This window comes from Streptomyces sp. NBC_00887 (assembly GCF_045207585.1).
Genome location: NZ_CP108789.1, coordinates 70,004 through 82,678 on the forward strand (window position 1 = coordinate 70,004; position 12,675 = coordinate 82,678).

General features: G+C 67.8%; 10 protein-coding genes. 7 read left to right on the forward strand and 3 right to left on the reverse strand.

All coding sequences use genetic code 11. From position 1 onward, the window contains the following. Positions 1 to 5 precede the first annotated feature (5 nt). Entirely contained in the window at positions 6 to 1,436 is a 1,431-nt protein-coding gene (locus OG844_RS45895) for a tryptophan 7-halogenase (protein ID WP_331734400.1), read from the forward strand. A 146-nt stretch (positions 1,437 to 1,582) separates the two neighbouring features. On the opposite strand, the gene OG844_RS45900 is transcribed toward OG844_RS45895, so the two are convergent. Continuing rightward, complete coding sequence (locus tag OG844_RS45900) at positions 1,583 to 2,824, reverse strand: cytochrome P450 (RefSeq protein ID WP_331734402.1); 1,242 nt, start codon at positions 2,822 to 2,824, stop codon at positions 1,583 to 1,585. A gap of 138 nt (positions 2,825 to 2,962) precedes the next feature. Continuing rightward, positions 2,963 to 4,567 (reverse strand): NAD(P)/FAD-dependent oxidoreductase, encoded by a 1,605-nt coding sequence (locus OG844_RS45905; RefSeq protein WP_331734403.1) that lies wholly within the window; start codon positions 4,565 to 4,567, stop codon positions 2,963 to 2,965. Positions 4,568 to 4,769: 202 nt separating this feature from the next. Between OG844_RS45905 and OG844_RS45910 the strand changes: the two genes are divergently transcribed. Next, positions 4,770 to 5,810, forward strand: a complete 1,041-nt coding sequence (locus tag OG844_RS45910; protein ID WP_331734406.1) for an alpha/beta fold hydrolase — start codon at positions 4,770 to 4,772, stop codon at positions 5,808 to 5,810. A gap of 90 nt (positions 5,811 to 5,900) precedes the next feature. On the opposite strand, the gene OG844_RS45915 is transcribed toward OG844_RS45910, so the two are convergent. Further along, positions 5,901 to 6,572 (reverse strand): DUF899 domain-containing protein, encoded by a 672-nt coding sequence (locus OG844_RS45915; RefSeq protein WP_331734408.1) that lies wholly within the window; start codon positions 6,570 to 6,572, stop codon positions 5,901 to 5,903. Between the two features lie 188 nt (positions 6,573 to 6,760). On the opposite strand from OG844_RS45915, the gene OG844_RS45920 reads away from it, so the two are divergent. The 5 genes from OG844_RS45920 to OG844_RS45940 all read left to right on the forward strand — a co-directional run bounded on the left by OG844_RS45920 (position 6,761) and on the right by OG844_RS45940 (position 12,667). Beyond that, positions 6,761 to 7,300: a phosphopantetheine-binding protein gene (locus OG844_RS45920; RefSeq protein ID WP_406396447.1), complete on the forward strand. Its 540-nt coding sequence runs from the start codon at positions 6,761 to 6,763 to the stop codon at positions 7,298 to 7,300. Positions 7,301 to 7,379: 79 nt separating this feature from the next. Beyond that, positions 7,380 to 8,735 carry a condensation domain-containing protein gene (locus OG844_RS45925; protein ID WP_331734410.1) on the forward strand — a complete coding sequence of 452 codons (1,356 nt, stop codon included), beginning with the start codon at positions 7,380 to 7,382 and terminating at the stop codon, positions 8,733 to 8,735. A gap of 116 nt (positions 8,736 to 8,851) precedes the next feature. Continuing rightward, positions 8,852 to 10,252, forward strand: coding sequence for a condensation domain-containing protein (locus OG844_RS45930; RefSeq protein WP_406396451.1), 1,401 nt, complete (start codon positions 8,852 to 8,854; stop codon positions 10,250 to 10,252). Positions 10,253 to 10,270: 18 nt separating this feature from the next. Then, on the forward strand, positions 10,271 to 11,095 hold the full coding sequence (locus tag OG844_RS45935; RefSeq protein WP_331734416.1) for a hypothetical protein: 825 nt from the start codon (positions 10,271 to 10,273) through the stop codon (positions 11,093 to 11,095). 96 nt (positions 11,096 to 11,191) lie between these two features. Further along, positions 11,192 to 12,667: an MFS transporter gene (locus tag OG844_RS45940; RefSeq protein ID WP_406396452.1), complete on the forward strand. Its 1,476-nt coding sequence runs from the start codon at positions 11,192 to 11,194 to the stop codon at positions 12,665 to 12,667. Positions 12,668 to 12,675: the final 8 nt, after the last annotated feature.

Sequence of the window (12,675 nt, forward strand, 5' to 3'; positions counted from 1 at the left end):
AAGCAATGACAGACATTACTGAGACTGACGTAATCGTCGTCGGCGGCGGCCCGGGCGGTTCGACGGTGGCAACGTTGGTGGCCAGGCAAGGGCATCGGGTCGTGCTCCTGGAGAAGGAGCGGTTCCCTCGCTACCAGATAGGTGAGTCGCTGCTGCCGTCCACCGTGCAGGGCATCTGCCGGCTGCTCGGAGTGTCCGAGGAACTGGAGGCGGCCGGGTTCCCGGTCAAGCGGGGCGGCACCTTCCGCTGGGGCGCCAACCCCGAGCCGTGGACGTTCGACTTCGGCATCGCGCCCGAGTTCGCCGGGGCGGCGGCACCCGCCTACCAGGTGGAGCGGATGAAGTTCGACCAGATCCTGCTCGACAACGCCAGAAGGAACGGCGTCGACGTGCACGAGGAGCACACCGTCACCGACGTCGTCGAGGAGGACGGGCGGGTCCGCGGGGTGGTCTGCACCGACGCCGCGGGCGTGCGGCGCGAGTTCCGCGGCCGGTACGTGGTGGACGCCTCGGGCAACCTGAGCCGCATCCACTCCCGCGTGGGCGGCAAGCGGCAGTACTCCGAGTTCTTCCGCAACCTCGCGTTGTTCGGCTACTTCACCGGCGGCAAGCGGATGCCCGCCCCGCGCAGCGGCAACATCCTGGCCGTCGCCTTCAGCGCCGGCTGGTTCTGGTACATCCCGCTGTCCGACGAGCTCACGAGCGTGGGCGCGGTGGTGACCCGCGATGCGCTGGACCGCATCCAGGGAGACCGCGAGCAGGCACTGAACGCGCTGATCGCGGAGTGCCCGATGATCGCCGACTTCCTGTCCGACGCCCAGCGGGTCACCAGCGGCCCGTACGGCGAGATCCGGGTGCGCAAGGACTACTCCTACATCCAGGAGAGGTTCTCGCGGCCGGGAATGGTACTCGTGGGCGACGCGGCGGGCTTCATCGACCCGGTGTTCTCCTCCGGCGTGCACCTGGCCACCTACGGCGGACTGCTCGTCGCGCGCTCGCTCAACACCGCCCTGCGCGCGACGACCGAGGCCGAGATCGACGAGAAGACGCTGTTCGAGGAGTACGAAGTCCGTTACCGGCAGGAGTACATGCGCTTCCACGAGTTCCTCGTCTCCTTCTACGACATGCATTCCGACGAGGAGTCCTACTTCTGGAAGGCCAAGAAGGTCGCCGGCGGCACGGCCTCGGAACTGCAGTCCTTCGTGTCCCTCGTCGGCGGTGGCTCCTCGGACGAGCCCGCGCTGGTCACCGACTCCTACGGCGAACGGCGGGACGTCGATGACGCGATCTGGTCGGTCGCGCAGGCCGGAGCCAACATTCAGGTGCAGGCCGCCACCGGAGGCACCGTCGACGAGCAGGTACCGGTCCGCTCCGAAGGGCTGGTGCCTTCGGCCGACGGGATGCACTGGGCTCTGCCGGCCACCGCGGCAGCATGAGACAGGGGTCAGCCCCCACCCTCGGGTGGGGGCTGACCCCTGAACGCACTGCACGGAGAACGAAGCGCGTCACCGGCGCGCGCGGACGGCCCGGCGCCACGACGGGGAGTCCCGCCGGGAGCCGGGCCACGCGCGATGACGCGGGGTCAGGCGGCCGTGCTGCCCGCTTCGGCACGCAGCCGGACGGGCAGGGAGCGATGGCCGTTCATGATGAACGTCGGCATCGGCACCAGCTCGTCGCGCGCCGCCGCCAGGGACAGGTCAGGGAAACGCTCGAACAGCGTCGACAGGCCGACCGTGGCGGCCAGGCGGGCTATGCCGGCGCCCAGGCAGTAGTGCGGGCCGTAGCCGAAGGACAGGTGGCCCTTGTCGCTACGGGCGATGTCGAAGCTCTCCGGGCTGTCCGGGTGCAGGCCGGGGTCACGGCCCACTGCGGCGTAGTTGATCAGGATGGGGTCGCCCTTGGGTATGGTCACGCCGTCGAGCTCGATGTCCTCGGCCGCGTAGCGCAGCGGCAGGCTCGCCAGCGGGGACTGCATGCGCAGTATCTCCTCGATGACGTCGTCCCAGCTGTTCTCGCCCGACAGGACCTTCGCGAGCTGATCGGGGTGGGTCAGAAGCTCGGTGATGGCGTTGTCGAAGAAGTTGATCGTGGTCTCCGAGCCGGCGCCGAGGATGGCGAAGATGGTGTCGGCCAGTTCCTGCTCGCTCAGCTGTGAGCCGTCCTCGTCGCGGGCGGCGATGAGGTCGCTGGTGATGTCCTCGCCAGGATGGGCGCGCTTCTCGGCGATCAGGTCCGCCATCGCACCGCGCCAGCCCTGCAGAACGCCCTGCGCGACCTCCGGGGTCACCGTGGTGTCGATCATCATGTCGATGACCTTCGCGGTGGCGGCACGCTGCTCCTCGCCCATGCCGATCAGCTCGGCGACCAGCATGCCCGGCAGCGGGTAGCAGAACCGCTCCTTGAGGTCGACGACCTCTCCGGCGGGCGTCGCCTCGAGCGCGTCGAGCAGCATCGTGGTCAGGCCGACGACCAGGGGACGGATGGCCTCGGTGCGGCGCGGGGTGAACGCCTTGCCGATGAGCTTGCGCAGCCGCACGTGATCCTTGCCGTAGGACGTGGACACGTTGTCCATGGCCACCCAGCTGATCATCTCCCAGTCCGGCGCCAGCTCGCCGTTGTAGAAGGCCGGCCAGTGGTTGCGTGCGCTCTTGGTGACCTTCGGGCTGGACAGCATGTCCTTGATGACGCTGTGGGAGGTCACCGACCAGGCCACGACGCCGCCGGGCAGTTCGACCCGGGCAGCCGGTCCGAGCGTCCGCAGCGTGGCTGCTTCGGCGTGGATGTCCCGACCCGTCGTATCCATTACGGGACAACGCTCTTCCATCAGGATCCGCTCCTTCGTAGCCGTTTCCGCAAGGGGGTACGACCAGGCTATGGCCCGATCAGGCCGGTCATGTTCTTCCCGTTTGCCAGATGGTGAGCCCGCGCCGCCGGTCCGTCGGACCGGCGGCGCGGGCTCACCTCATCGCAGCTCGAACCCGGCGTAGCCGGCGCTCGCGACCTCGTCGCACTTCTGCCGGTAGCCGGCGACGCCGCCGACGTACGGCATGAGGACGCGGGCCTTGCCGGGGACGTTGGCACCGACGTAGTACGAATCCGCCTTGGGGAACAGCGTCATGTCGCCGACCGCGCGGACGTGTTCGGTCCACTCCTTCTCCGCGGTGGCCGCCGCCTCGATCACCGAGTGGCCCTCGGCGGCCATGTAGTCGATCAGGTCACTGATCCACTCGACGTGCTGCTCGATCGAGACGACCATGTTGCTGAGCACGGACGGACTGCCGGGACCGGTGATCACGAACAGGTTCGGGAAACCCGAGAGCGCCAGGCCGAGGTAGGTGTCCGGGCCGTCCTGCCACTTGTCGCGCACCGATACACCGCCCTTGCCGGTGATGTCGATGTTCAGGAGCGCGCCCGTCATGGCGTCGAAGCCCGTGGCGATCACCAGGGTGTCGAATTCGTAATCGCCCGCAGTGGTCCGGACGCCCGACTCCGTGATCTCGACGAGAGCTTCTTCCCGCAGATCGACGAGGTGGACGTTCTCGTCGTTGAACGTCTCGTAGTACCGGGTGTCGAGGCAGGGCCGCTTCGTGCCGTACGGGTAGCCGCGCGGCTCGAGCTTCGCCGCCGTCGCCTGGTCGGTGACCTTGGCACGGACCTGTTCCCGGATGAACTCCGCGGCGGTCTCGTTGGACTCCTCGTTGAAGATCAGGTCGGTGTATGCCTGGATGATCGCGTTCAGGTGGCCGCGCTCCCAGCCCTTCTGGTAGGTCTCCCGGCGCTCCTCGTCGCTCACCTCCAGCGCCGACTTCGTCGGCATGTCCACCGCGATGCCGAAGATGGACTGGCGTGCCGCCTCGCGGGCCTGCCCGTAGTTCGCCTTGGTGGCGGAGACCCGGTCCTGGTCTATGGGCCCGTTGAACGACGACAGGACGTAGTTGGGCGTACGCTGGAAGACCGTCAGGTCAGAGGCCTGGTCGGCGATGGAGGGGATGATCTGGACGCCCGACGAGCCGGTGCCGATCACGCCGACGCGCCGGCCGCTGAAGTCGACCTCGTCGTCCGGCCACAGGCCGGTGTGATACCAAGAGCCTGAGAACGTCTCCAGGCCGGGTACCTCCGGGAACTTGGGCGTGGACAGGCAGCCGGTCGCCATGACGCAGTACTGCGCGGACACCTCGTGGCCCTCATCGGTCCGGACGGTCCACCGGGACGTGCTCTCGTCGTAGGCCGCGTGCGTGACCCGGGTCCCCAGGACCACGTCCTTCCGCAGGTCGTGCCGGTCGGCGACGTGCTGGAGATAGGAAAGGATCTCGGGCTGGCTCGGGTACTTCTCCGTCCACTCCCACTCCTGCTCCAGCTCGGGATCGAACGAGTACGAGTAGTCCATGCTCTCCACGTCGCACCGGGCGCCGGGGTACTTGTTCCAATACCATGTGCCGCCGATATCGGCGCCCGCTTCGAAAACCTTGACCGACAGGCCCTGTTTCCGGAGCTTGTGGAGCATGTAGAGACCGGAGAATCCGGCCCCGACGACAACCGCGTCGAGTTCCTCTGCCGCACTGGCCATGTGGATCAATCCTCCGCAACCGTGGATGGTGGTACCCATACGCCCTGACCGCTGACGACAACGGCGTTTTTTGATTGTTGGCGAAGCAGGCCGGTTCGGGTTCTCTTCGACTGCGGTGCTCGGGAAGGCGCGCACGGACGAAGAAGACGGCTACCGCCTTCGGCGGAACAGTCGTGGGCAAAGCCATTCCTGGGAGGTCACCATGGGCGCCGAATATTATTCTGCCGCGGTGCAGGGTCCGCATGAGTACTTCGAACTCGGTCCGTACACACTGGACAGCGGGGACACGCTGCCCGCCGCCCGGCTGGCGTACCGGACACTGGGCCGCCTGAACGCGGCCAAGGACAACGCCGTGCTCGTGCCGCACATGTACTCGGGCACGTCGGCCTCGATGCAGATGCTCATCGGTGAGGGCCGCGCGCTCGACCCCTCTCGGTACTTTCTCATCCTGCCCGACCAGTTCGGCAGCGGCCTGTCCTCGTCACCGAGCAATACGCCGGCGCCGTTCGACCGCGGCCACTTCCCCGCGGTGACCATTGCCGACGACGTACGCGCCCAGCACCGGCTGGTGACCGAGCGGCTCGGCCTCACGGCCCTGCACGCGGTGCTCGGCTGGTCGATGGGCGGTCAGCAGACCTACGAATGGGCGGTGCGCCACCCGGAGATGGTGCTGCGGGCGGCCGTGTTCGCGGCCACCGCGAGGACGCCGGTCCAGAACCAGTTGCAGCTCGATGTGCAGTGCGAACTCCTGCGCTCGGATCCGGCGTTCGCAGACGGTTTCTACACGGACTCCGACGACGTGCATCTCGGCCTGGGCAGGCATGCGATGGCCTGGGCCGCGACCAGCACCAGCTACCGGTTCTTCCGCGACGAGGTGTGGCGCCGGATCGGATTCGCCGGCGCCGAGGAGTTCACCCTGGGATTCATGCGCGGCCATTTTCAGCCGATGGACCCGAACAACCTGCTCTGCCAGGCGGCGAAGTGGCGCGCCGCGGACGTCAGCCTGGGCACCGGCGGAGACATGGAGGCGGCGCTCGGCCGGATCACCGCCGAGTTCTTCGTCTTCGCGTTCGATGACGACCTCCTGTTCCCGGCCGAGGACCACGAGCGCGACGCCGCCATGATCCGCGACGCCCGGCTGCGGGTGATCGAAGGCCCGCTGGGGCACTTCACCATGTACGGCCTGGTCCCCGAGGACGCGGCCGCCATCGACGACGCACTGGCCGAGGTGCTGAAGTCCTGATCGCGCCGATGTTCATATATGACATGTGGCCGGTACCCGCTGCGGGGTACCGGCCACATTCAAGGACCTGTGCCGGGCGACCGGCCGGCCCTAGGGGATCGGCTCAGTCTCGTACTCGTCGTGATACCTCAACCAGGCCCACTTGAAGGGCAGATCGTCTTCCTGCCGCCCGAGGAATGTCAGGTCGAGGTAGTTGTAGGTGTTGTTGACCAGGTCCGTTCCGCGGAAGGCGGTCGAGTAGGTGCAGTAGACCTCGTCGTCGTCACCGCGCAGGAAGACGCTGATTCCCGGGATCTTCGTCGCTCCCGGGACGAGCTCGAAGTTGAAGTCGTCGTAGAAGCTGTTGCCGAGCGAAGAGGCCACGGGGACCGTCCAGCCCATTCGCTCCTTGTGCTCGACGAAGTCGGCCAGGGGCACCGGGCAGTCCACTGCCAGCGACGTGTCGCGGGCGTGCAGGTGCTCAAGATGGTGGGGCATGTTGTCGATCCAGAATGAGCAGCCGAGGCAGAAGCTGCCGCCGGTGACGGACGGCAGCATGAAGTGGTAGATGATCAACTGTCGTCGGCCGTCGAACAGCTCGAGCAGGCTTCGCTTGCCTTCGGGCGTGTCGAAGCTGTAATCCTGGTCGACGAGGAACATCGGCAGGCTCCGCCGTTCGGCGTGCAGCGCGTCCCGGACACGGCTGTGCTCCTTCTCCTTGGCGAGAAGGGGCAGACGCGCCGCGAACCATTCATCTCGTGACACAACTTCGGGCAAAGCCATCGCGACATCTCCCAGTTCCGGACTCGTCCATGGACTTGGTCACCACTCTTTCCGCGGGCCGCTCGAGACGCATCTCTTCACTTGCCTCAGCGCGGCCCGAGCAGAGCAATCTGGGAGCTTGTCGGCGGGCCTGGGCTTGCGAAGGCTGTGGGGGAACGCTCGGAACCTGCATGGAAGGTGAGCGACTGATGGCTGTTGCCGCGCTCCAGGACGTGCGAGACGTGCTGGCCGCCTACCCCGGTCTCGTGGATGCCGCGGTCCTGACGTATGAGCAGGATCCTGTCGGGCAGGTGCATGTGGCCTATGTCGTGCCCGGTGGTGCCGGGTTCGATCTGGCGGCGTTGCATCAGCACCTGAGGGGGGCGCTGCCCGGTACGGCGGTGCCGGCGGCGGTCGTGGTCGTCGATGCCCTGCCGGTGGCCTCCGGCGGGACACCGCAGGCGCATGTGCTGCCGGTTGTGGAGCTGCGGGGGCTCGGGCCCTACCGGGCGCCGGGATCGGACCGTCAGGAATTGCTGTGCACGATCTTCGCGGAGGTGCTCGCCAGGCCCCGGTGGGGTCTGGACGACGACTTCTTCGTCATGGGCGGCGAGTCCATCGACGCCATGCTGATCGCCAGCCGTGTCGGGCCGGCGGTCGGTGTGGAGATATCGATCAACGAGATCTTCGACGCGCCCACTGTCGCGGAGCTCGACCGGCTCCTGGACACGCTGAGCACCGAGGTCTGACGACGGGCCGCTGCAGTACGGCCTGACGGCCGGCCATCACCTGACCTCACCCGACAGATTCTGGAGTGTCACCGTGGACATGTATCCGCTGAGTTCCCGCCAGAGGGACCCGATGGGCCTGCAGCGCTCACCGAAGCACGTCTGCGCACACGTGCTTCGCATCAAGGGTGAGCTGGACGTCGACGCGCTCAGGGGCGCGCTCGACGATGTGGTGGCACGGCAGGAGTCCCTGCGCAGCCAGGTCCACTACGACGAGAGCGGCATGGGCGGATCTCTGGAAGTGCTGCCGCCGATGCCGGTTCCGCTCGCCGTGCGCGACGTTCCCGAGGCCCCCGGCCGATCCCGCGACGAGATTGCCGCCGAGCTGCTCCACGAGGTGAACGAAGAGTCGATGGACTTCCTGGACGCGCCGTCGCTGCGCGCCGTCCTGCACCGGTTCGACGACCAGGACGCCGTGCTCACCCTCCTGAGCCACCACCTCTACAGTGACGGCTGGTCGGTCGGCGTCCTCCGCAGCGAAATCGCGGCCTGCTACCGGTCCAGGGTGACCGGGGTGCCGCACACGCTGCCGACCCCGGTCCCGTTCAGCGGGTTCGCCACCTGGGAGCAGGAGTTCCTGCAGAGCGAGAAGGCGGCGGAGGCACGCCGCTACTGGAAGGACAAGCTGGCCGGCGCCACGATGTCCACGATGCCGACGGACCGGCCCTACGACCCCGAAAAGCAGTCGGCGCGCAGTGCCGTGGGGAACTTCTCGCTCGATCCCGACACCCTCGCGAAGGTCACCGCGGGCGCGGCCCGGAACCGGTGCAGCATCTGGCACGTCTGCCTGGCGGCGTACATGGTGCTGATGGAGAGGATTTCCGGCCAGACCGACATCACGCTGATGACCGTGAACAGCGGCCGGCCTGCCGCGGAGTACTACAACACCATCGGGTTCTTCGCCAACCTCGTCCCCGTCCGGCTGGAGTCCGACGAATGCGAGACCTTCCTCGACCTCATGCTCTGCGCGCGCAGGGCGAGCGTCGAGGCCCAGCAGCACCAACTGCCCACCGAGTCGCTCCTCGGCATGTACCCCACCCTGTTGAACCCTCCCGGCGATCCGATGGTGCTGCCGTCCGGCTTCAACTACGTCAGTGCGCCGGCGGACAACCAGGACACCGACTTCACCACCAGCGTCGAACCGGTGGCCCTGCCGGAGGAGGAGGCCGCCTCGTTCCGCCGCGGCGTGATCATCTGGACCTTCCTCGTCGTTCCCGGGGGCGACTTCCGCTGTGTCATCGAGTACGAACCCGGCTCGGTGGACTCCGCCACGGTGGACAGCTGGGGCTCCGACTTCGTAGAGCTGGTGCAGGCGATGACCGACCGGCCGGAGCAGGCATGGAACCGCCGCGGAGCCGAAACGGCTGCTGCCCTCTCCGCACGGGATCAGCAGTAGAACCGCGACGAGTTCATCGACGCGAAGAGGACCCACCGCGCGAACCGGCCGTCGTGACGCCGGGCGACCGCGGTGGCCATGACCGGCTGTACCGAGCCAATGGGAATGAGGTTGCCGTGTCTGATCCGCTCAAGGACCGGACGGCCGACGACGCGTCCGCGCGGCGCCCGCTGTCGGCCAATGAGGAATTCATGTGCGCCTTCGACCGGGGTGATGACCTCGGTGTGTTCGGCCCGCGAGGAATCGTCCTGGCCGGCTGGCGCGTACGCGGGCTGCTGGACGTGGCGACCGTGCAGCTCGCGCTGGACGACGTCGTCGCGCGGCATGAGGCGCTCCGCACGACCATCATCAGGGAGAAGGACGCCCCCTACGCCCGCGTCTCCCCGCCGTGTCCGGCGGCCCTCACCGTCGTCGACCTTCCGCCGGCGGCGACGGAGGCCGACCGCGAGCGCCTGGCGCACGAGTTCCTCGACGAGGTCGACCGGGACGGCAGGCTCGGCGCCACGGAGCTGCCGTTGCTGCGGGCGACCCTGGCGCGGTTCGACGACGGCGACGCGGTGTTCGTCATCGTCACCAACCATCTGGCCAGTGACGGCTGGTCCATGCAGGTGCTCATGCGTGACTTCACCATCTGCTACGCGACCCGTCAGGGGCTGCCCGCTCCGGGTCTGCCGGAGACCCGCCAGCTCGGCGAGTACGCCTATTGGCAGCAGGAAGCCCGCGACAGCGAGTCCGCCACCATCGCGCGCGAGTACTGGAAGGACACGCTGTCGGGCGGGGAAATGCTGATCCTCCCCACCGACCGGCCACGGCGGCTGGACGTCCCGCCGGTCTACGCCGTATACCGGTTCGTACTCGACCAGGAGCTGGCCGACGCCACCACGTCGCTGGCCAAGTCACTGCACTGCTCGCCGTTCATGGTCCTGTTCGCCTGTTTCAACCTGTTTCTGCACCGCAGGACAGGCAGGACCGACATCGTCTCCCCCGTCATCACGTCCGGCCGTACCGAGCCCGGCTTCGAGGACACGGTGGGGACGCTGTTCAACTTCCTGCCGATCCGGACCGATGTATCCGGCTGCGCGAGCTTCGCCGACCTGGTCCGCCGGACCCGGGCTTCGCTGCTCGAGGCCTACTCCTACGAACTTCCGTTCGGCGAGATCATCGCCAAGTCCGAACCGGAACTGATGTCGGGCCCGATCATGAACGTGAGCAGCGTCGTCTCCGCCTTCCAGATCTCCCAGTTCCCGCCGGAGGAAGCCGACGACATCGGCGGCCTCCGCCTCGATGCGCTCCGCCGCCGCCTGACATCGCTCGTCGACGTGTCGGAGATCCCGGACGGCAATCTGTGGGAACTCGACCTGCACCCGGACGGGGACGTGGTGGGCGTCGTGAAGTACAACAGCCTCGACTTCGACCTGCCGACCATCGTCGCGATGGCCGACGAGTACCGAGAGCTGCTGCTCGCGTCGCTGAAGTCCCCCGACTCGGCCCTGCCGAAACAGGAATCCAGCGCGTGAACCGGGAAGGGAACATCCATGCGGGCCGTCGTCGGTACCCAACCCCTGTGCAGTCAGCTCAGCTCCGGGGACGGAGCGGCCATCCTGGTCTCCGACTTCCAGCCGCTCACCGCGGCGCCGCGGCTCAGCAGCCTGATCGCTGACGCGGCAGCAGGTCACTCGGTCCATCAGGTGGACCCGCGCGGTGCGCTGTCGGGCGACCGGCTCTATGCCACCCTGCCGGACCTGGCTGACGAGGCCGCTGCCGCCTTCCGCGCAGGCGAAGCCTCCGCGACGCCCGGCCGGCCGGTGTTCGTCGTGGCCCATTGCAGCTCCGCCGCCCTGTCCCTGCGGATCGCCGACCGGCTGGCCGGGGAGCGGGATGTCACGGCCGTCCTGGTGCAGCCGACCTGGCCCGATACGGCCCACGTCACCGAGATCTTCGCCGAGTTCCAGGGAAAGCTGGGCGCGGTCCGGCGGCCCTCTCCCGACCTGGACGGCGATCCGCTGTCCTGCGTCGTCGGGATGGAGCAGCTCATGAGCGAGGACCTGGCGGCGGTGGCGACGCGGCTCGGCCTCAGCAAGGCACCCCTGGCCTTCTCCGAACTGCTGGTGTCGTACCGGACCTGGCTGGCCTTCCTGCTGGCCTGCCGAAACGACCAGCCCGTGAAGGTGCCCTCCGGCGCGGTCGCGATCACGGCGCTGACCGACGAGCCCGGTTTCGTGTTGCCCGGGAGCGTTGCGGAACGGTGCCGCACTAAACTGCCACCGCCCGCGAACCGGCCCGACGCCGTCACCCCGGAGCTGGCCGCATCCGTGCTTGCGGAAGTCGGCAATCAGCCACCGAACCACCAGGAGTTGTAAAACATCACCAGGCGGTGTCGACCGCGTCGGTAGCGTTCGTCAAGGCTGAGGGCGCCCAGGACGGGCGCTCCCGAAATAACCGAGAAGGACGTTGTCTTGACTAAATTAGATAAGCCTGACATGGACACCGCGCCCGTCTCCCGTCGCCGGATGTGGGCGATCCTGGGGCTGGTGCTGATGGTCGACGCTCTCGATGTGATCGATGGAACGGTCACGAACATCGCAGCCCCCACCATCGCCGCCGATCTCGACGGCGGAGTGAGCCTGATCAAGTGGCTGGGGCCGGCGTACATGCTGGCCATGGGCATCCTGCTCCTCGTCGGCGGACGGCTGGGTGACAAGTTCGGCCAACGCAGGCTCTTCCTGATCGGCCTCGGCGGGTTCACCCTGGCCTCGGCACTGGCCGGCTTCGCCCCCGACCCGGTCTTGATCATCCTCGCCCGAATCGCCCAGGGGGCGTTCGGGGCTCTGCTCATCCCGCAGGGCATGGCGATCATGATGAAGGTCTTCAGCCCCGACATGATTGCCAAGGCCTTCGGCCTGTTCGGCCCGATTCTCGGTATCTCCGCCGTGCTCGGCCCGGTCCTCGCCGGCCTCATCATCGACGCGGACATGTTCGGCCTGAGCTGGCGCCCGATCTTCCTCCTCACGATCGTCCTCGGCCTCATCGGGCTGATTGTGGCGGCCAAGCTCCTGCCGCGCGATGACGGCGACCGGGCCACCGTCATCGACGGGTGGGCCTCCGGCCTGCTCGGGCTGGCCATGCTCGGGATGATGTACGGCCTGATCGAGGGCTCGACCAAGGGCTGGACGGCCGGCCCCGTGGCCTCGGTCGCCGTCGGCGTTCTGCTCTTCGCCGCCTTCGCCTATCGACAGCGCACCGCGGCGCACCCGCTCATCGTGCCCTCGCTTCTGAAGAACCGGGGTTTCACCTCCGGCATGGTCGTAGGACTCGTTTCGTTCATCGCGGGCACCGGCCTGTTCTTCGTACTGTCGCTGTTCATGCAGGAAGGGCTGCACGCCAGCCCGCGGACGGCCGCGCTCAGTATGGTGCCGCTCACCGCGGGGCTCATCGTCGCCACATTCGCCGCCATGGGCGGCCTGGTCACCAAGCTCGGCCGCACACTCGTCTTCGTCGGCCTGGGCATCAGCATCATCGGCAGCGGCTGGCTCCTGGCCCTCGTCAACTATTCCGGTACGGACGTCAGCTTGTGGGCACTGGCCCCGGCGTTCCTGGTCATCGGCATCGGCACCGGCCTGTGCTACACCACGATTCCGACCATCGCCCTCGGCGACGCGAAGCCTGAAGAGGCGGGCAGTGCCGGCGGTTCGCTCACCTCGATGCAGCAGCTCTCCACGGCGATCGGCTCGGCCGCGTTCTCGTCGGTCTTCTACGCATACGCGGCCTCCGGATACAGCCACGCGATGCAGGTCACCCTTGTCGTCGTCGTGGTCGCCACGGCCCTCAGCATCCCGTTCGTCATCCTGATGCCCCGCCAGGCGCCGGCCGAGCCCCCGGAGGGGGGACCGGCCCCGGAGGGGGGACCGGCCCCGGAGGCGGCAGCCGCGTAGGACGAAAA

Coding starts and splice junctions, on each gene's coding strand:
- OG844_RS45895 (WP_331734400.1), top strand. CDS start 6: ATGACAGACATTACTGAGACTGACGTAATCGTCGTCGGCGGCGGCCCG.
- OG844_RS45900 (WP_331734402.1), bottom strand. CDS start 2,824: ATGGAAGAGCGTTGTCCCGTAATGGATACGACGGGTCGGGACATCCAC.
- OG844_RS45905 (WP_331734403.1), bottom strand. CDS start 4,567: ATGGCCAGTGCGGCAGAGGAACTCGACGCGGTTGTCGTCGGGGCCGGA.
- OG844_RS45910 (WP_331734406.1), top strand. CDS start 4,770: ATGGGCGCCGAATATTATTCTGCCGCGGTGCAGGGTCCGCATGAGTAC.
- OG844_RS45915 (WP_331734408.1), bottom strand. CDS start 6,572: ATGGCTTTGCCCGAAGTTGTGTCACGAGATGAATGGTTCGCGGCGCGT.
- OG844_RS45920 (WP_406396447.1), top strand. CDS start 6,761: ATGGCTGTTGCCGCGCTCCAGGACGTGCGAGACGTGCTGGCCGCCTAC.
- OG844_RS45925 (WP_331734410.1), top strand. CDS start 7,380: ATGTATCCGCTGAGTTCCCGCCAGAGGGACCCGATGGGCCTGCAGCGC.
- OG844_RS45935 (WP_331734416.1), top strand. CDS start 10,271: ATGCGGGCCGTCGTCGGTACCCAACCCCTGTGCAGTCAGCTCAGCTCC.